The following is an 18,424-nucleotide window of genomic DNA, read 5'->3' as shown; positions in this document are numbered from 1 at the left end:
ATCAGTCTCAATGGTCATTGATGCAGCCGCTGCCTTGTACCTGATAGTCCAGCACATGTTCGCGGCCCTGATGGTCGAGGTATTTCAATTGCGCCGGGACCACGCCACACGCTTGTGAAATATCGGTGCTGGACAGGACTTTGTCGACATCCAGATTCACGTAGAAGCCGGATTTGTCATGAATCACGGCAGTGTCGGGCATGTTCGCGGCGAACGTGCTGCCGGTGGCGAGGAGGGCGGTGAAGGCGAGCAGGAGGCTTTTCATGGTCAGTCACTCAGTGGTCAAAGTTGATCGGCATTGGCGCCGGGACAACTTCAGGCTACCGAGCGATCCGCACGGCAAACCGACAACTGAATGACAAAGTTGTAATGAAAGTGACTGCGAATCTCCCTGTAGGAGCTGCCGAAGGCTGCGATCTTTTGATCTTGCTTCTAAAAGTCAAAGTCAAAAGATCGCAGCCTTCGGCAGCTCCTACAGGGGATTTGGTGTTCGGTCAGCTAGCGTGGGTATTGAGGATGCTCGCCACCTGCTGCGGCTGGCAGTTCAGGTACGGCGAAGACTTCAGCCAGCGCTGATCCGGGTACCACGAAAACATGAACTGGCCGTTCTTCAGACGATCAATCACCTGTTTGGCAATCTGCGGTCGCACTGCCGGGCAGCCCTGGCTGCGGCCGATGCGTCCCTGTTTCTTGCTCCACAACGGATTCACATAACTGGCCGCGTGAATGACGATCGCGCGATCGCGGGCCATGTCATTGAAGCCCGGCTCAAGACCGTCCATGCGCAGCGAATAACCGTGGGTGCCGCTATAGCTTTCCTGGGTGCGGAACAGGCCAAGGCTGGATTGATAACTGCCTTCGACATTGGAAAACTGCGTGGCGAAGTTTTCCCCGGAATTCGAACCGTGGGCGACCAGATCGCGCAGCACCAATTTCTGTTTGCTGAGGTCGAAGATCCACAGGCGGCGTTCGGTGGACGGTTGCGAATAGTCGATGATCGCCAGGTGACGCGACGGTTTCGCACCGTTGTTGACCGCGCACTGCATGGCGCTCAACGCACCTTTCAGCGCTTGGGGATTGAGTTCTGGCGCGGCGTGCGCGAGGCTGGTGAAGAGAACCGGCGAGGGTTTACCGGCGGCAAAAACGGGACTGGTCACGACGAGAGCGGTGGCAGTCAACAGAAGTCGGCGCAAAAACGTCAACATTTATAAAGTGTCCTCACTGGCTACTTATTTGGCACTTTGGCTCCTGACTCCCAGTCGTTACCCGCAAGCCCACAGATCGAGCCTGACTGTTCAGCGCACCTGATGTAAGGTTGGCCATCATCTAGACGGCCATGGATTGGAGTAAAGCAGTTGTTCAAAAAGTACGCATGCTACTTGAGCATTTGTTTGCTCGCTGCGCCGTTTGTCGCTTGTGCGGATGAGCCGTTGCCGCCGCTGGAGACATTGCCAACGCCACCGGCAGAAATGCCGGTAGAACCGCAAAGTCCGTTGCAGGCGGTTTTGATCAGCCTGGCGCAGTCATGCCCGGCGATTGCCGCACATCTAAACGGCCCGGCGCTCACGCAATTGCAGGCGTTCTACCAGCAGCAGGACTGGATGCCGGTGTGGGCCAGTGAATCGGCACGATTGCCGGCATTGCAGGCGCAATTGCAGCTGTTGGCCGACGATGGCCTTAATCCTAAGCGTTACCCGATCGCAACCACCGTGCCGCAGGATGGCGAGTTGTGCGCCGACATCGACATCAGCCGCAACTACCTTCAGGCCCTGCAGGATTTGCACTACGGTCGTCTGCTGCAATCACACTTCGAGCCGCTGTGGCACGCTGACGACACCCCGCGTGACCGTCAGGCGGAATTATTGGCCATCGCCGTACCGGGGATGCACGACATTCCCGCCGCGTTCGACCTGGCCCGTCCGCGTCTGGCGCAGTATCAGAACCTGCGCCAGCTCTACGCGGCGCAACGGCTCACTGTCTTGCCGCAATGGCAGTCGGTGGGCAGCGGGCCGCTGTTGCGCCCGGCCATGGAAGACAAACGTGTGCCGGAACTGGCCCAGCGTCTGTACAGCGAAGGCTATCTGACCGACGCCATCGGCACTCCCGGTATTGCTTATGACGGTGTGCTGGTCGACGCGGTGAAGAGTTTCCAGGCCAGCCATTCGTTGCAGGCTGACGGTGTGGTCGGGCCGGGAACGATTGCCGAACTCAACATCAGTCCGTTGAGCCGCCGTGAGCAACTGCGGGTCAACCTCGAACGTTTCCGCTGGATGGCCCAGGACATGGAACCCAATGTCTTGCTGGTCAACGTCGCCGCCGCTGAGCTGACGCTGTATCAGGGCGGTTTGCCGGTGTGGCAGACCCGCACTCAGGTGGGCCGCGCAGAGCGTCAGACGCCGCTGCTGAAATCCCGGGTGACGCGCCTGACCCTGAACCCGACCTGGACCGTGCCGCCGACCATCTGGAAAGAAGACAAGCTGCCGGAAATCCGCAAGGACCAGACCTTTCTGAGCCGGCAGAACCTGCAAGTGCTCGACGCCAACGGGCAGCCTCTGGCAGCGGCGGACATCGATTGGGACAACCCCGGCAACATCATGCTGCGCCAGGACGCCGGGCCGCGTAATCCGCTGGGGCAAATGGTCATCCGGTTCCCCAACCCGTTCTCGGTGTACCTGCACGACACGCCGAGCAAGGCGCTGTTCGAAAAAGGCCCGCGTGCCTTCAGTTCCGGCTGCGTGCGGGTCGAGCACCCAATGCAATTGCGTGATCTGCTGCTCACCCCGGCGGAAAAGGCCCGCACCGAAACCCTGCTGGCCACCGGCACCACCCACGAATTTCGTCTGTCGGCGCCGGTGCCGATCCTGATGACTTACTGGACGGCCCAGGTCGACAGCAACGGGCGCGTACGTTACGCGCCGGACATCTATAGCCACGACAGCGCCTTGCTCGCCGGACTTGATCGGGCGCATTGAGCTTCAGCGGGTGCTTCGGTTCCAGAACACCCGCGCCAGCCACGCATCGACACTCAACTTGCCGGCCCCGGCGAACACCAGCGGCAACAGCGCCGCGAGGTAAATCGCCGGCAGCTTGAAGTTGCCGAAACCTTTGTTGGTAATCGCATACCCCTGCGCCAGTTCGCTCAGTGACGACCAGTCAGCGGGCAAGTGCACGGCGGCGGTCGCCACCACGGTTACTACAATCAGCGAGATCGCCGAGATCCGTGTACCAAAACCGAGCAGAATCGCCACAGCGCAGATCAGCTCGGCCCACATCGACAGTTCCCAGTTCAGCGTTGCCGGCAGGTGATCGAACGGGAAGGGGAATTTGTCCTGAATGTCTTCGAACCAGTTCTGCCCGTTGAATTTCTCCAGTCCGGACTCGAAGAACTCCCAGGCGATGAACAGGCGCAGGGTCAGAGGGGCGAGCCAGGTGCCAGCGCGGTCGAGGTTCAGGTGCAGGGTTTTGACGGCGGTTGAAAGGGTGGTGAACATGGTGCAGCTCCGGTGAGTTGAATGAGATCGACCGGGGCATTTCAACGTTGGGGTGTATCGGGGATGTGTCGCCGAGGGTGGGGAATTGTGCTTTCGGTGTGTCTGCGGCTTCGGGATATACAGTGCGATACAGTCAAAGGCCCCTCACCCTAACCCTCTCCCAGAGGGAGAGGGGACTGACCGCGGGATATTGAAGAGGTGCGCCGACGTGAGCGCCCCTCGTTGAATCCATAATCGACTCGGTTTTTCAGGTCGATGTATGACGCCAGACACCTCGGTCGGCTCCCTCTCCCTCCGGGAGAGGGTTGGGGTGAGGGCAGTCGATTATGGGTTTGAGAAGTCTTGGCCATCACGGATTCACAGACGCTATTTCAGGTCGGCGTAAATCTCCAATCTCCCCCAATCAGTCCCCTCTACCTTTGGGAGAGGGCTAGGGTGAGGGCAGCGGTTTAGGCACCCGCCACAAATACCACGCTGCCACCGTCCGAAAAGGACTCCATGCCAACCCAATCTCAATCATCTGCCTGCGCGTCGGCTGCACCTCCAGTCCCTTCAACCGCCGATACCCCTCGCGCACGCCGAAGTCATCCGCCGGCAAAATATCCATGCGCTCCAGGCTGTAGATCAGCAACATCTCCACCGTCCAGCGACCCACCCCGCGCAAACTGACCAGACGTTCGATCAGCGCCTCGTCATCCATCGCCAGGGCCGTGGCGTAATCCGGTACCACGCCATCCAGTGTCGCCTGAGCAATCCCTTGAATCGTCGCAATCTTGCCCGCGGAAAATCCGCAACTGCGCAGACGATCAAACCCTGTCGCAAGAATCTGCTCGGGACGAGGAAACGTCTGGCCGGGAAACAACCCCACCAAGCGCCCGACAATCGCATCGCCGGCCTTGGCATGCAGTTGCTGATAAGCAATCGCCCGCACCAGCGACTCGTACGGATCACGCGCCGGATGCGGTAGATGCAGGCACGGGCCGATGGCTGCGATATGGTGCTGCCAGTCCGGATCAAGTGCGGCCAGAAACGCGCTGGCCGCTTGATAATCTTCAGCCATGTTATTTCAGCAAGCCGTTGACTTCGCCGTAGGTAAACGCCTTGAGGTCATGGGTATCGAGTTTGCCGCTGGCCAGAAAGCTTTTCACCAGCCCGCCCATCGCGCCATAGAGGAATTCGGCAATGCCGGAGCCGGCGCTCAAGCGCCGTACGCCCAGCGCTTGCAGTTCTGCAGGCGACGGCAGACACGCGAAGCCAAGCACGTTGACCGGCAGCGCCGTGCCCTTGCAGATTGCCTCGATTTCATAGGCACCCGTGACGCCCGCGGCGAACAGGCCATCGGCACCGGCCGATTGATATAACGCAGCGCGACGCAGGGTTTCGGCGACGCGATCTTCGACCGGCACCAGGCTTTTCAGGTACACGTCGGTGCGCGCATTGATGAACAGCTGCACGTTGCGCTTGTTGGCCACCTGACGTGCCACTTCGATCTTGCGCGCGAGCAACTCGGGATCCGCAGAACCGTCCTCGATATTGATGCCCACCGCGCCCGCCGCAATCACCGCATCCAGTACTTCGGCGACGCGCCCGAGGTCGTCGGAATAACCGGCCTCGACGTCCACGGTCAACGGCACGCTGATTACCCGGGCGATGGCTTGCACCGTCGACACCAGCCGTTCGAGGGGCAGGGCGTTGCCGTCCGGGTAGCCGTGGGCCCAGGCCACTGCCGCGCTGCTGGTGGCCACGGCTTTACCGCCCAGATGCTCGACCAGTCGCGCGCCGGTGGCGTCGCCGACGTTGGTCAGCATCAACAAGCCGTGCTGGTGCAACTGGTGAAACTGCGTAGCGAGCGCGTTCATCAAAAATCCTTCTTGTCCGTTGATTCGGTTGGTCAGAATGCCAGGGGTTGCGTGAGCTGCACGGCGGCGTTTTCCAGCCGCAGCAGGAATGCTTTGCGCGGCTGCCCACCACCATAGCCGGTCAACGCGCCATCCGCGCCGATCACCCGGTGACAGGGCACTACGATCGACAATCGGTTGTGCCCGTTGGCCAGACCGACCGCGCGACTGGCACCGGGTTTGCCCAAACCGGCGGCGATCGCGCCGTAGGTGCTGGTGTGGCCGTAAGGGATTTGCAGCAACGCCGACCAGACCTGCCGGGCGAAATCGCTGCCGGGCAAATGCAGCGGCACGCTGAACTCACTGAGTTTGCCGGCGAAGTACGCCGCCAGTTGCTCCTCGATCTGCTGCAAATGCGCGTTGTGCCCCGGTGCGATCGCGTAGCCATAGCGACCCTGCAATTCTTCGACTTCGCGGGTCAGCGCTGGGCGATCAAGAAACTCCAGCAACACCAGACCACGCCGCTCGGCCATGGCGATCATCGGCCCCAGCGGCGTGGTCAGCCGGGTAAACAGCAACGGCTCGCTGTGTTCGGCGCGGCCCGGAGTGATGTGGAAGGACTTCTGGAAGGCATCCCGAAAACCGCTGAGCGATTCATAACCGGAATCGAACGCAGCGTGATCAATCGAGGTGCCTTGCCTGATCCCGCCCAGCGCCATGCCCAGCCGACGCGTGCGCAGCCACGCATGGAAGGTCATGCCGAAATGCTGTTTGAACCAGCGCCGCAGCTTCAGCGGCTCGATGCCCTCAGCGAGCAATTGTGCGTCGCTCCAGCGCACCTCCGGATCTGCTTCCACGGCGTTGAGCAGGCGTTGCACCCAGTCCGGGGCGATGGCTGCGGCGTCCAGTGGTTTGCAGCGCAGGCAGGCGCGATAGCCCGCCGACAGGCAGTCGTCGGCGTGGGCGAAGAACTCGACGTTCTCCGGTTTCGGCTTGCGCGCCGTGCAACTGGGGCGGCAGAAAATCCCGGTGGTTTTCACCGCCGTGAAGAACACGCCTTCATAGGCAGTGTCGCGTTCGAGCATGGCGCGAACCATTTCGGCGTGGGGCGGCAGGACAGCGGTTTGTATGTTCATGGGCTGAGAGTAAAACCAGTTTGTCGATGGCTCCACCGAAAAATCGACAGTGAATTTTCAATCCCTCTGAACTACCGTGTAGGAGCTGCCGCAGGCTGCGATCTTTTGACTTTGCCTCTAAAGAACAAGATCAAAAGATCGCAGCCTTCGGCAGCTCCTACCGTTTATTGAGGTGTGTCCGATGCATCCATTTTCCATTCAACATATCGATCACATCGTCCTGCGCGTCGCCGATCTGCAACGCAGCATCGACTTCTACGGCCAGGTGTTCGGCGCCGAAGTGGTCAAGCGCAACGAACCACTGGGCCTGGTGCATCTGCGCGCCGGCACTTCAATGATCGACCTCGTTGACCTGCAAGGCGAACTCGGCCGCAAGGGCGGCGGGGCGGCCGGCAACGAACGGCGTAACGTCGACCACTTCTGTCTGCGCATCGAGCCGTTCGACGAAGAAGCGCTAAGCGCACACTTGCAATCCTTCGGTTTGAGCGTGGCCAAAGCCGAGTCACGTTTCGGCGCCGAAGGCAAAGGGCTGTCGCTGTATTGCTTCGACCCGGACGGCAATCAGGTCGAACTCAAAGGCCCGTCCGAGGCTTAAGCGCGTTTGGCCATCAACAGCAGCGAAGCCGCCGCCGACAGCAGGCCTGCGCAGCAACGATTGAAGATCCGTTTGCCGCGCGGCTCGGCGAACCAGCGGCGCATGTGCAGGCCCATCCAGGCGTAGGCGCTGATGGCGATCCACTCCAGCAGCAGAAACAGCATGCCCAGCACCGCAAATTGCGCAGGCACCGGGCGCGCTGGGTCGACGAACTGCGGCAGAAACGCGGTGAACAGAAGGATCGCTTTCGGGTTGCCCGCCGCCACCAGAAACTCCTGCCGCGCCAACGCAAAGAAGCCAATGGTCGCGCCCGTGACTGACTGCTCGGCCTCGGGACTGGCTCGCCACAACTGCCAGGCCAGGTACAACAGATACGCCGCACCGACGATCTTGATCGCATGGAACAGCCATTCCGAAGTCTGCAACACCACCGACAGGCCGGCACCGGCCAGTGCGATCATGCCGGCGAACGCTACAATTCGCCCGATACCCGCCGTGCAGGCGCGGCGAAAGCCATAGCGCGTGGCGTTGCTGACTGACAGCAGGTTGTTCGGCCCGGGGGCCATGTTCAGGGCGAAGCAGGCCGGGAGAAACAGGCTGAGCGTGGCGAGATCCATGACGGTACTCCAGAAACGAGAGCGATATTTTTAGCACAGGCCCCAGGCGCCCCGACCCATACAGTCGCGCAACGCTGTCGCGGTACAGCGCCCGCCGCGATTGGGCAACGCGGTCGAACTTTTTGCAGATGCCTTCACTCTGAATCAATCAGAGGGTGATGGTTTCGTCAGAAATAACTATCCGGCCGGTCAGAAACCGCGATAGCCGTGTAAAATTTCGCCGACGTTGCACTCACCCCGTTTGGCCCCAGGCGGCCCCACCAAGAGCGATCTACATGCAAGCAAAGGCCCGTGAAGTTTATGTGCCACCGGTGCTGCAAGATCTGCGAGCCGGCACTGCCGAACTGCACATCGCACTGGAAAAACGCCTTCCTTTTTTCTCCGATACCCTCGATACCCAGGCTTTTGTGCGGTTGATGCAGGCTTATTACGGCTTCTATCTGCCGCTGGAAAACGCTCTGCTGCGCAGCGGTGCAATGCCTGCCGATTTTGAGCTGGCGCCTCGTCTCAAAGCGCCAACCTTGCGCGCTGATCTGCACGCGCTGGGCGTATCTGCTGACACGCTGCAAAACCTGCCGCAGTGCCAGCCGTTACCGATCATCGACTCAAGTGCAGCCTGCCTTGGCGTGCTCTACGTGCTCGAGGGCGCAACGCTGGGCGGGCAAATCCTGCGTCGCGAAATCTCTTCACGATTAGGCCTGGAAGCCGATAACGGCGCGGCCTTTCTCGATATCTACGGCGCCGCCACGGGCCGGCGCTGGCGCGACTTTATCGAATACCTCGGCAGTCGGCCGATGAACGCCATCGAGCGCGCCGCTGTCGTCACGGCAGCACAAACCACATTCAGTTGTTTCGAGCGCTGGCTCGAAAGCCGGGAGGTACTGGCATGAACCCGCAAGACAAAGACGCCTTTGAAGAACTGCTGGCCAACTGTGCCGACGAGCCGATTCGTTTCCCCGGTGCGATCCAGCCCCACGGTTTGCTGCTGACCCTGAGCGAGCCTGCATTGGCGATCATTCAGGTCAGCGCTAATGTCGAAACCCTGCTGGCCCGGGAGCCGCAGAGCCTGATCGGCCAGCCACTGGAGCGCCTGCTCGGCGACGCAGAAGCGACACAAGTACGCGAAGCGTTGTTGCACCCGGCGCTCGCCGACGCGCCACCGCTGCACTTCAGACTCAACGGCACCGCGTTCGAGGGTTTGCTGCACCGGCATCAAGGTGTACTGATCCTGGAGCTGGAAATCCACGTGGAAAATTTCCAGCCGCGCAATGTCGCCGGCAACCAGACGCATCTGGGGCGCATGCTCCAGCGTCTGCAAGCGGCCACCACGTTGCAGGCGCTGTATGACATCAGCGTCAAGGAAATCCAGGCCATGACCGGTTACGACCGGGTGCTGATCTACCGTTTCGAGGAGGAGGGCCACGGTCAGGTCATCGCCGAAGCCTCCGACCCGTCGATGGAAGTGTTCAACGGCTTGTTCTTCCCGGCGTCGGACATCCCCGAACAGGCGCGCGAGCTGTATCGCACCAATTGGCTGCGGATCATCCCCAATGCCGATTACCAACCGGTGCCGCTGGTGCCGAAGTTGCGCCCGGACACGAACACGCCGCTGGACCTGAGTTTCGCCACGCTGCGCAGCGTGTCGCCGATCCACTGTCAGTACATGAAGAACATGGGCGTGTTGTCGTCGATGAGCATTTCCCTGCTCAAGGGCGACAAACTCTGGGGCTTGATCAGCTGCGGCAATCGCCAGCCACTGCACGTGCCGCACGAGTTGCGCGCTGCGTGTCAGACCATCGGCCAGGTGCTGTCGCTGCAGATCAGCGCCATGGAAGCGCTGGAAATCAGCCGTCAGCGCGAAGAGAAAGTCGAAGCTTTGGCGCTGCTCAATCAGGCAATGATCGACTCGCCGCAAAATGTCTTCGATGGCCTGGCCAATCAGCCGCAGGCCCTGATGGCGCTGACCAATGCCGGCGGCATTGCAATCATTGAAGACAAACAATTGCATCGCTACGGCAACTGCCCGGAGCCGGACGACATTCGCGCCTTGCACAAATGGCTGCAGGACAGCGGCGAGCCTGTGTTCGCCAGTCATCACCTGGCCAGTGTCTACCCGCCGGCCGCGCAGTATCAGCAGGTGGCCAGCGGTGTGCTTGCCATGAACCTGCCGAAACCGGTGGACAACGGCGTGTTCTGGTTCCGTCCGGAGGTCAAGGAGAACATCAATTGGAGCGGCGATCCACGCAAGCCGCTGGACCTGGAAAACTCCGACGCCGGCCTGCGTTTGCGCCCGCGTACCTCGTTCGAAATCTGGAAAGTCGAGATGGCCGGGATCTCCACCAAGTGGAGCCATGGCGATCTGTTCGCGGCCAACGATCTGCGCCGTTCGGCGCTGGAAAACGATCTGGCCCGGCAGGTGCGCCGTGAGCAGGAGGCGGTGCGTGCCCGCGACGAACTGGTGGCAGTGGTTTCCCACGATCTGCGCAATCCGATGACGGTGATCTCGATGCTTTGCGGCATGATGCAGAAGGCCTTCAGCTCGGACGGCCCGCACACTTCGCGGCGCATTTCTACGGCCATCGACACCATGCAACAGGCTGCGGGACGCATGAACACGCTGCTGGAGGACTTGCTCGACACCTCGAAAATCGACGCCGGGCGCTACTCCATCACCCCGCAGAAACTCGACGTCGGGCAGATGTTCGAGGAGGCGCAGGCGCTGCTCGCGCCGCTGGCGCTGGACAAGGACATCAGCATTTCCTTCGCCGCCGAACCCGATCTGCGTATCCATGCCGACCCCGAGCGGCTGTTCCAGGTGCTGTCCAATCTGGTCGGCAACGCGATCAAGTTCACCCCGCGCCTGGGCACGGTCGGCGTACATGCCACGTCTGTCGGCGATGAAATCGTCTTCACCGTACGCGACAGCGGCGAGGGGATTCCCAAGGAGCACCTGCCGCACGTGTTCGACCGCTACTGGACGGTGAAAGAGGGCAACCCGACCGGTACCGGTCTGGGCTTGTACATCACTCAAGGCATCGTCGAAGCCCATGGCGGGCGGATCTTCGCCGAGAGCGAACCAGGGCAGGGCAGCGAGTTCCGCTTCACCGTGCCGCGTCTGGACTGAGCGTAGATTTTAATGTGGGAGCGAGCCTGCTCGCGAAAGCGGTGGGTCATTCAAAGTCGCGTTGACTGAACTGACGCATTCGCGAGCAGGCTCGCTCCCACAGGGGACTTGTGTCGTCAGGGGCATTTTCTTCAATACCGAGGACAGGGTGCTCGCTACCGTGAGCACCTTGTTCCTCGATTTGAAGCAGGTGTGCGATGAGTCTGATTGTTTCGATGGCGGCGTTCGCGCTGGCGGCATCCATCACGCCGGGGCCGGTGAATATCGTGGCGTTGAGTGCCGGGGCGCAGTTCGGCTTTCGCGCCAGTCAACGGCATGTCGCCGGGGCCACGTTAGGGTTTGTGTTGCTGCTGGTGCTGATGGGGCTGGGTTTGCACGAGGTGCTGAAACTCTGGCCGTTCATGACCCGGGTGGTGCAACTGGCCGGCGTGGCGTTTCTGTTGTTCATGGCCTGGAAACTGGCCACCGATGATGGGCAATTGAATACGCGTGAGTCGGGGCGGGCGCCGTCGATGCTGTATGGCGCAGTGATGCAATGGCTCAACCCGAAAGCCTGGCTGGCCTGCGTCGCGGGCATGGGCGCGTTTGTCGCCGATGGCGAGGCACGTCTGGTGTGGCAGTTTGCGGCGGTGTATCTGGTGATCTGTTATCTGTCGGTCGGCTGCTGGGCGTATGCCGGGACGTTTCTGCGTGGGTATCTGAGCAACGCGGCGGGGATGCGCTGGTTCAATCGGAGCATGGCGGGGTTGTTGGCAATGAGTGCAATCTACCTGCTGTTCACTTGACCCTGTGGGAGCGAGCCTGCTCGCGAATGCTGTGTGTCAGCCACTGGATATGCCGGCTGAACCACCGCTTTCGCGAGCAGGCTCGCTCCCACATTGATCGGCGTCACTGCCAGAGACTAGTTGAACGGCTGCGCAAAAGCGCCGCCCTCAATGTGATACACCTTCGGCTCTTCGGCAAAATATTCCTCCAGCCCCAGCATGAACAACCGATGGTCCTCACTCGCTTCAAACCCCGGCGTGTGATCCTCAAGTGATTGCCAGCGCACAATCAAATTGAACACCTCAGGCGTTTCGATTCCTGGCGCAAGCAAGTGCCCGCCGTAACCCTTGGCGCGCCTGAGCAGTGGCTCGACCTCGGCAAATGCTTGGCGGAAGGCTTCGGTTTTCCCTATGTGAACGGGCAGTAAAGCGATCTCATAAATCATGGTGTTCTCCTTGCACTGAGTTCAGCGATTGGCGAGTTCGGAAGATGGCGCGACAGCAATCGCGATCTTCCCTTGAACACCATTGTTGGGCGTCTCCAGCAAGGCATGGGCGAGGCCGATGTCGGCCAGCGCATAGACCGCGCCAATGTGCGGGCGCAACTGCCCGTTCGCGATCAATGCGCTCAACTCATCGAGTTTGCCGCGGTTCTGCCGGGTGAACACGAAGTGATAACTGGCGTTCTTGCCCCAAGCCTGAATCAGGTTCTGTGGTTGGGCGATGTCGACAATCGACACCACGCGGCCCAGTTGTGCGAGGGCGTCGGCGCTACGTGCCAAGGTGTTGCCGCCGATGGTGTCGAACACCACATCGACACCGCGGCCGTCGGTTTCGCGCAGGATCGCGTCAACGTAATCCTCTTTTTCGTAATCAATCAGCACATCGGCGCCCATTCGTTGTGCGAACTCGAAATTGCCTTCACGCACGGTGGTGAACACCTTCGCGCCGATGGCTTTGGCCAACTGAATCGCAATGTGCCCGACACCGCCCGCGCCGCCGTGGACCAGAATGCTCTCGCCGACTCTGAGCGCCGCCCGCACGACCAGCGCTTCCCACGCCGTTCCGCCAACCAGGCTCAGGCTGGCCGCTTCAAGGTGACTCAGCGCGGGCGGCTTCTTGCCAATAATATTTTCGGCCGCGACGTGGTACTCGGCATAACTGCCTGGACCGCCAAAAATTTGCGGGGTGTACCAGACTTCGTCACCCGGCACGAACGCCTTCACCCCCGGCCCGACGGCTTCGACAACGCCGGAGACGTCATGCCCGGTGATGGCTGGAAGTGGTACCAGATCGGCGTAGTCGCCGCGGCGAACCTGATAATCCAGCGGATTGATGGAGGTGGCATGAACCCGCACCAGCACTTCTCCTGCGTGTGGCACTGGCTTGGGTACGTCGCAAAGTTCGAACGAATCCGCGCCACCAAATGATGTAAGGATCATGGCTTTCATTGCATTTCCTCGTTTCGGTAAAAAGGGATATCGGGAATTCTCGATATCTTGGGGCAAAAAATTACAGCTCGCTGCCGATGATCTCGGCCAGCGCGCTGATCGCTGCTTCGTTGCGTTTGTAGTAAGTCCACTGGCCGATACGCCTGACTTCGACCAGGCCGGCGCGTTGCAGCGTCGCCAGATAATCGGAAACCGTCGACTGCGACAGCCCGACGCCTTCCTGAATACTGCTGACGCAAACGCCCACCGTGTGCACGTCACCCTCATCCTGGGGAGGAAAGTGTTTCTCGGGATCCTTCAAGCCTTTGAGGATTTCCAGGCGTGTACGGTTCGAGAGGGCTTTGAAGATTTCGAGTAGGTCCATGCCGCGAAGATATCGGAATTTACCGATATGTCAATATCTCAATTCGAAGGTCATCAGCCGATGATGCTGGCATTTGACTTTGTGGGAGCGAGCCTGCTCGCGAATGCAGTGGCACAGTCAATATCCCGGTGACTGATACACCGCTTTCGCGAGCAGGCTCGCTCCCACAGGGTGAAGTGTTGAGTTTCAGATGAGGTGTCAGCCGCGATATTGGCCGGGCGTTGCCGCCAGATGTTGCTTGAACGCTCGCTGAAAATGCGCCTGATCGGCAAACCCGGCTTCCAGCGCCACATCCGCAATCAACTGGCCGCTGCGCAGGCGCTCGCGGGCAAACTGGATGCGCTGATTGACCAGAAACGCGTGGGGCGTCATGCCGTAATGGTGTTTGAAAGCGCGGATCAGGTAGGACGGTGACAGCTGTGCCGCGGCGCAAATGTCGTCGAGGTTGAGCATCTCGGTGCAGTGTTCGCGAATGAAATCGGCAGCGCGTTCCAGTTTGAAATTCGGCTCGCGCAGAGAGGGGCCGGCGGGGTTCAAACGCAGTTGCAGGTCGCTGAAAAACTCCACCGCCGCGCTCTGCTTGCGCAGCACATCCTGTTGCGGGTCGACCAACGTTTGATACAGCCCGTTCAGTTCGTTGAACAGCGCAGTGTCATCAAGGTGTGTGGTGGAAAAACGCCGAAACTCAAGATCACCGGCAAAGCCCAACTGATGCTGCAAATCCGTCAGCCATGGCGTTTCCACGTACAGCATCACGTACGACCAAGGCTGGTCATCGATCGGATTACACGCATGTACATCGCCGGGATTCATCAGCACCACGGTGCCCGCCGCGACCTCGAACTGCGCCTGCTCATGCACATACGTGCTGCGCCCGGCGGTGATCGCGCCGATGGAAAAATGCGCGTGGGAATGCCGCGCATAGCAGACCTCGCGGCCATCGGCGATGGCCCGTGCTTCAATGAATGGCAGCGCCGCGTCGCGCCAGAAACGCGGGGCTTTTTCAGGTTGCTTGGCGGCAGCGTGTTTCATCGTTGTTATTCCCGGCAGGCCAGGGCGCCAGTGTATTAGTTCTGGCCGGCAAAGGCCCGTTCCAGTTCGGCAATGTCGAGTTTTTTCATCTGGAACATCGCCTGCATGGCGCGCTGCGATTTGCTGGTGTCGGCATCCAGCATCATGTGCATGAACGCCACCGGCACGATCTGCCACGACACGCCAAACTTGTCCTTGAGCCAGCCACATTGTTGGGCTTCGACTGGGCCACCCTCGGACAGGTTGCCCCAGAAATGGTCGACTTCTTCCTGATTCTGGCAATTGACCTGAAACGAAATCGCCTCGCTGAACGTGAACATCGGCCCACCGTTAAGGCCGGTAAAGGTCTGGCCATCGAGTTCGAAACTGACGGTCATCACCGCACCCTCCGGCTTGCCATGAAATTCCTGACCGACCTTGCTGTAGTGAGTCAGGCCGGTGATTTTCGCGTGATCGAAGATCGAGCAATAGAACTTCGCAGCGGCTTCGGCCTGATCGTCGAACCACAGGCAAGGGGTGAGTTTCTGAAAGCGTTGCATGGCAGTCATCCTCGGCAGGTTAGACAGCTGGATTTACAGCGTAGTCAGTCCTTGGTCGATTGCCGGTGCCGTAGATCGACAAGTTAGCGGACGTCAGAAATCGTAGTCATAACGACTAGAGGTTGAGTCAAATTGACATTAATGTTCCTGTGTCAAATTGACTCTGCTGTGCTCAAGCGCCTGAATTTTCTCGAATTTTAATATGGCACGGGAATTGAGATGCTCAACGTACACAATAAATTGCTCAGGAGTACGCCACCATGCTCACTTTCTTCGAAAGCCCGCTGAACGTTCTGCACCTGTCGAGAAAAATCCTCATCGCCGGTCTGCTCATGCTGCTGGCCGGCATCTATGGCGCCTATCTCTACAACGGCCAGATGCCGATTGCGCTGCTGGTGGCGATGCACGCCCTGACCATCCTCGGCCCGACCCTGATCAAGATCGGCTACGTCATGCGCCTGATGGCGCAGCACCGCATCCGTGGTCCCGAAACCACTGTGGGAGCTTGCCTGCAAGCGATTGCGGTCTGATATTCAACATTGATGTCGCCTGAAATACCGTCATCGCGAGCAGGCTCACTCCCACAGGTTTGTATGGTGGTCACAAATTCCTGGCACACCCAAAACCACTGTGGGAGCTGGCTTGCCAGCGATGAGGTCAGCACCTTCAACATCAATGTTGACTGACCCGACGCCATCGCTGGCAAGCCAGCTCCCACAATGATTGGTGGTGTTTCTGAAATCTCAGCGGCGCTCGGCAACCATCAGCAACGACTGCGGCACTGGACTTTGCGGATGCTGTGGCTCCTGCAAACCGGCCAGTTGGAACCCGGCCATGTCCAGCGCATTCAGCCAACTCGACAACGTGCGGAAATACCACGGCATCGGCTGCCACTGGCCTTTGAACCCGGCAAAGGTTTCTTCGCGCCAGCCATCCTGGTAATCCCCAGCCGCCACAGCCCATGGATGCAGTGTCTGAATGACCACAACACCTCTGGGAACAAGCAAGGCATTCATCGCGGCAAGCAGCGGAATTATGTCTTGATGCAGTAGCGAGAAATTCGCGCACACCAGGTCGTAGTCGCGCCCGATGTCGACCTTGTCATCGACCAGCGCTTCATAGCTGGCGACATGCACCCGCGCCGCCCCTGCCAGACGCGCCGCTTCGACCAGCCGCGCATCGCCATCCACACCGACGGCGTCAATCCCGCGATCCGCCAGCGCCCGCAATAACCAGCCTTCGCCGCAGCCAAGATCAAGTACGCGCTGTGGCTGACGGCTCATGATCGCCAGCAGAATTGCCTGATCGGTGACCTGTTGACGGCTTTCGATGGCGCCGCTGCGGATCACCTCGATCCAGGCCTCAGCGTTGTCGTGCCAGCTCTGCAAAAGGCTGGATTCGGGGGAGGGCATGGCGGTGTCCCGACTATTGAAAAACCACAGTATGGACGCTGATCGCAAGCCAGGGTTTGTAGATCAGTGCACCCACACAACTCCGAACGCCGATTTTCTTTAAGACATCGATATCAGGTCCATTTTCAGGTCATTTTTTCGAAGCCGCCAAAACCTCCTTGAGCGCTGCATTCGCACGTTCGGCAGTCTGCGCATCCCCGTGTTTTTTCAACTGTTCAGTGACCTCGCCCAACTGTGCCGCGCTGAGCCCGACGCGCAAGCTTGCCGCCATATGCGCGCGCAGTTGCGGTTCCGCGCCCGGGCTCGCTGCCAGCGCTCCGACGGTGGCCAGTTCGCGGCTTTGCCAGTCGAGGTTGTCGCGCTCGAAGATGTCGCCGAACAGGTGGGTTTGCAGGTACCGGTTGATCACCGGGGCGAATTCGAACACCGGGCCTTTGACCGGGGCGCCCGAAATTTTCGTTTGATTCGCGGTGCCGGCGGCCAGCAGTTCATCTCCGACTGGAATCGACCGGCCCGGCTCACGCCCCGGCGCATCTTCAATGCCGCGTTGTTTGCGCGCCTGCACCACGGTCATGAGTTCATTCAAGGCATTCAGGCTGCGAGGGAAGCCGACGTAAGCGTAGAGCTGCACGAGAATTTCCCGGATTTCGCTGATCGTCAGGCCGGCGTCGAGTCCTTGATTGAGGGCCGCGTTGAGGTTGGGCATGTCGCTGGTCGCCATGAACGCAGCAATCAGTGGAATCGTCTGTTGTTTGCTCGAAAGGGCTTGTCCGGTGGTTTGCGGGGTGGTCATGGATTTCGGTGCCTCGGCTGCTTGGGTGGTAAGGCTGAACATCGCTCCAACGCTCAGGCAGAGCGCCATGAGTGCGGGGAGGGCAGCGCTGCTGCGTGTATCAGTGGCCATCGTGGAAGGCTGCGTCCACTGTGGTTCTGCGATTCTCTGGGTATCCGTGGTCGGGCTATAACCACGGCTCAGGCCCATGCAGCCAAAGCCGAGGGCGGATAATTCGAGTGAACTGATGCCGAGTGTGTGCTTGTGCATGTCGATCTCCCATTGGGCGTGGGGGAAAGACTAAGCGAGGTGACTGGTGGGGACTAGACGGTTAAATCGGGATGGCTTGATGAGTTCTGCTCATCAATCGACGGGAGGAGGCAGAGCGAAAGTGAGGGTGTGACCGCTCACTCATTCCGTGTGTTGGCTACTGCGGGATGCGCAGCTTGTCCAGCAGTCGGTTGACCAACAGCTCGTTCAGCATGATCACCTGTTGCAGCGCCAGCAGCGGTTTACGCTCCGGGCCGCCTATCGAGTTGGCGATGTTACCGGCCATGGAGTGGGCGTAGGAAAGCGACTCACAGGCTTCGACCAACAGGGTTTCTTCATCCAGCGTGGGGTCGACTAGGTAGACGGGGCGAAACTTTGGCGAGCTTGGTGGAGCGCCCAGTGCTTCGGGTCGCAGGTAGTAGTCGAGGGCGCGGTCGGTGGATTCTTTGACCTTTTGCGGGTCAAGTGACGGATCGTGGGGAATTGGATCGGTTTGTGGTGGGTTGGGCGTAATTTTGAACATAGATGAAGTCTCGTATCGAAATAAATAGGAGCCATCACTCTCGCTACCAAACGAAGGGTGGCGGCCATGCGGGGGTTGGTAGACCGGTCGATACGCAAACCCGGCGCTCACGAATGAGCCCCACGCATGTCCACCATATAAAACACAGCCGCGAATAAAGAGACTGAATAAGGTGGCGCCATACGGCGGTACCGACGCGGGCTACCAAACCCGATCACTGTTTTGCAGTGACAGGCAAACGATATAGCCCGGCCCTTAGCCGTGTAAGCCGGCGGATTCTGGCGTACGCGTAGGTAACGACGCAAGGTGTTGTAGGGAGGATGGTGTAACGGTTTGTGTGCTTTAAACGTGATCACGGCCTTCGTGTTTATTGATGAAAATACTGGATGGCGGGGGCTTTGGGTTTTGCGGTGTGTCAGTTAGATTCCCCCCTCACCCCAGCCCTCTCCCCCCAAGGGGGCGAGGGGGAAAGGGAGCCGATCTCCATGCGCTTCAG

The 18,424-nt window shown here is 59.9% G+C and carries 21 protein-coding genes; 6 read left to right on the top strand and 15 right to left on the bottom strand.

Going from position 1 to position 18,424, the window contains the following annotated elements; translation table 11 throughout:
- Positions 1 to 7: 7 nt before the first annotated feature.
- Complete coding sequence (locus QZR14_RS19895) at positions 8 to 265, bottom strand: DUF2790 domain-containing protein (protein ID WP_250604510.1); 258 nt, start codon at positions 263 to 265, stop codon at positions 8 to 10.
- Between the two features lie 229 nt (positions 266 to 494).
- Positions 495 to 1,205, bottom strand: a complete 711-nt coding sequence (locus QZR14_RS19890) for a murein L,D-transpeptidase catalytic domain family protein (protein ID WP_123450466.1) — start codon at positions 1,203 to 1,205, stop codon at positions 495 to 497.
- Between the two features lie 150 nt (positions 1,206 to 1,355).
- Here QZR14_RS19890 and QZR14_RS19885 point away from each other — a divergent pair, with 150 nt between their 5' ends.
- Positions 1,356 to 2,972, top strand: coding sequence for a L,D-transpeptidase family protein (locus tag QZR14_RS19885; RefSeq protein WP_311997512.1), 1,617 nt, complete (start codon positions 1,356 to 1,358; stop codon positions 2,970 to 2,972).
- 3 nt (positions 2,973 to 2,975) lie between these two features.
- Here the strand turns inward: QZR14_RS19885 and QZR14_RS19880 are convergent, their stop codons facing one another.
- The 4 genes from QZR14_RS19880 to QZR14_RS19865 all read right to left on the bottom strand — a co-directional run bounded on the left by QZR14_RS19880 (position 2,976) and on the right by QZR14_RS19865 (position 6,465).
- Entirely contained in the window at positions 2,976 to 3,491 is a 516-nt protein-coding gene (locus QZR14_RS19880) for an HvfX family Cu-binding RiPP maturation protein (RefSeq protein ID WP_311997511.1), read from the bottom strand.
- A gap of 430 nt (positions 3,492 to 3,921) precedes the next feature.
- The gene (locus QZR14_RS19875) at positions 3,922 to 4,551 is read right to left on the bottom strand and encodes a DNA-3-methyladenine glycosylase family protein (protein WP_311997510.1); all 630 of its coding nucleotides are present in this window, start codon (positions 4,549 to 4,551) and stop codon (positions 3,922 to 3,924) included.
- Position 4,552: 1 nt separating this feature from the next.
- Complete coding sequence (locus QZR14_RS19870; RefSeq protein ID WP_311997509.1) at positions 4,553 to 5,350, bottom strand: isocitrate lyase/PEP mutase family protein; 798 nt, start codon at positions 5,348 to 5,350, stop codon at positions 4,553 to 4,555.
- Positions 5,351 to 5,382: 32 nt separating this feature from the next.
- Positions 5,383 to 6,465, bottom strand: coding sequence for a bifunctional transcriptional activator/DNA repair enzyme AdaA (locus QZR14_RS19865; RefSeq protein ID WP_311997508.1), 1,083 nt, complete (start codon positions 6,463 to 6,465; stop codon positions 5,383 to 5,385).
- A gap of 181 nt (positions 6,466 to 6,646) precedes the next feature.
- On the opposite strand from QZR14_RS19865, the gene QZR14_RS19860 reads away from it, so the two are divergent.
- Positions 6,647 to 7,060, top strand: a complete 414-nt coding sequence (locus tag QZR14_RS19860; protein ID WP_311997507.1) for a VOC family protein — start codon at positions 6,647 to 6,649, stop codon at positions 7,058 to 7,060.
- Here QZR14_RS19860 and QZR14_RS19855 read toward each other — a convergent pair.
- Positions 7,057 to 7,677 (bottom strand): LysE family translocator, encoded by a 621-nt coding sequence (locus QZR14_RS19855; RefSeq protein WP_311997506.1) that lies wholly within the window; start codon positions 7,675 to 7,677, stop codon positions 7,057 to 7,059. The two genes, QZR14_RS19860 and QZR14_RS19855, sit on opposite strands and share 4 nt — an antisense overlap.
- Before the next feature lie 275 nt (positions 7,678 to 7,952).
- Here QZR14_RS19855 and QZR14_RS19850 point away from each other — a divergent pair, with 275 nt between their 5' ends.
- The 3 genes from QZR14_RS19850 (at position 7,953) to QZR14_RS19840 (ending at position 11,586) form a co-directional block, all read left to right on the top strand.
- Positions 7,953 to 8,567, top strand: coding sequence for a biliverdin-producing heme oxygenase (locus tag QZR14_RS19850; RefSeq protein ID WP_311997505.1), 615 nt, complete (start codon positions 7,953 to 7,955; stop codon positions 8,565 to 8,567).
- Complete coding sequence (locus QZR14_RS19845; protein WP_250604527.1) at positions 8,564 to 10,801, top strand: ATP-binding protein; 2,238 nt, start codon at positions 8,564 to 8,566, stop codon at positions 10,799 to 10,801. The genes QZR14_RS19850 and QZR14_RS19845 overlap by 4 nt, the downstream gene beginning before the upstream one ends.
- Before the next feature lie 197 nt (positions 10,802 to 10,998).
- The gene (locus QZR14_RS19840; RefSeq protein ID WP_311997504.1) at positions 10,999 to 11,586 is read left to right on the top strand and encodes a LysE family translocator; all 588 of its coding nucleotides are present in this window, start codon (positions 10,999 to 11,001) and stop codon (positions 11,584 to 11,586) included.
- 116 nt (positions 11,587 to 11,702) lie between these two features.
- Here the strand turns inward: QZR14_RS19840 and QZR14_RS19835 are convergent, their stop codons facing one another.
- From QZR14_RS19835 to QZR14_RS19815, 5 genes are all read right to left on the bottom strand, one after another.
- Entirely contained in the window at positions 11,703 to 12,011 is a 309-nt protein-coding gene (locus QZR14_RS19835; protein ID WP_311997503.1) for an antibiotic biosynthesis monooxygenase family protein, read from the bottom strand.
- 21 nt (positions 12,012 to 12,032) lie between these two features.
- On the bottom strand, positions 12,033 to 13,016 hold the full coding sequence (locus tag QZR14_RS19830) for a zinc-dependent alcohol dehydrogenase family protein (protein WP_250604533.1): 984 nt from the start codon (positions 13,014 to 13,016) through the stop codon (positions 12,033 to 12,035).
- 61 nt (positions 13,017 to 13,077) lie between these two features.
- A complete protein-coding gene (locus tag QZR14_RS19825; RefSeq protein ID WP_007910618.1) occupies positions 13,078 to 13,380 on the bottom strand; it encodes an ArsR/SmtB family transcription factor in 303 nt (100 codons plus the stop codon).
- 198 nt (positions 13,381 to 13,578) lie between these two features.
- A complete protein-coding gene (locus tag QZR14_RS19820; protein ID WP_311997502.1) occupies positions 13,579 to 14,412 on the bottom strand; it encodes an AraC family transcriptional regulator in 834 nt (277 codons plus the stop codon).
- A gap of 35 nt (positions 14,413 to 14,447) precedes the next feature.
- A complete protein-coding gene (locus tag QZR14_RS19815) occupies positions 14,448 to 14,951 on the bottom strand; it encodes a VOC family protein (protein WP_311997501.1) in 504 nt (167 codons plus the stop codon).
- A 260-nt stretch (positions 14,952 to 15,211) separates the two neighbouring features.
- On the opposite strand from QZR14_RS19815, the gene QZR14_RS19810 reads away from it, so the two are divergent.
- Positions 15,212 to 15,481: a transmembrane sensor/regulator PpyR gene (locus tag QZR14_RS19810; protein ID WP_311997500.1), complete on the top strand. Its 270-nt coding sequence runs from the start codon at positions 15,212 to 15,214 to the stop codon at positions 15,479 to 15,481.
- 213 nt (positions 15,482 to 15,694) lie between these two features.
- Here QZR14_RS19810 and QZR14_RS19805 read toward each other — a convergent pair whose 3' ends face one another.
- From QZR14_RS19805 to QZR14_RS19795, 3 genes are all read right to left on the bottom strand, one after another.
- Positions 15,695 to 16,363, bottom strand: a complete 669-nt coding sequence (locus tag QZR14_RS19805; RefSeq protein ID WP_311997499.1) for a class I SAM-dependent methyltransferase — start codon at positions 16,361 to 16,363, stop codon at positions 15,695 to 15,697.
- A gap of 130 nt (positions 16,364 to 16,493) precedes the next feature.
- Positions 16,494 to 17,405, bottom strand: coding sequence for a carboxymuconolactone decarboxylase family protein (locus tag QZR14_RS19800; protein ID WP_311997498.1), 912 nt, complete (start codon positions 17,403 to 17,405; stop codon positions 16,494 to 16,496).
- 157 nt (positions 17,406 to 17,562) lie between these two features.
- Complete coding sequence (locus QZR14_RS19795) at positions 17,563 to 17,928, bottom strand: DUF6124 family protein (RefSeq protein ID WP_311997497.1); 366 nt, start codon at positions 17,926 to 17,928, stop codon at positions 17,563 to 17,565.
- Positions 17,929 to 18,424 lie beyond the last annotated feature (496 nt).

The sequence above is a fragment of the Pseudomonas sp. rhizo66 genome (genome assembly GCF_031931925.1).
Taxonomy (GTDB): Bacteria; Pseudomonadota; Gammaproteobacteria; order Pseudomonadales; family Pseudomonadaceae; genus Aquipseudomonas.
The sequence above is the reverse complement of the archived record's forward strand: the minus strand, read 5'-3'. Positions and strand labels throughout refer to the sequence as shown.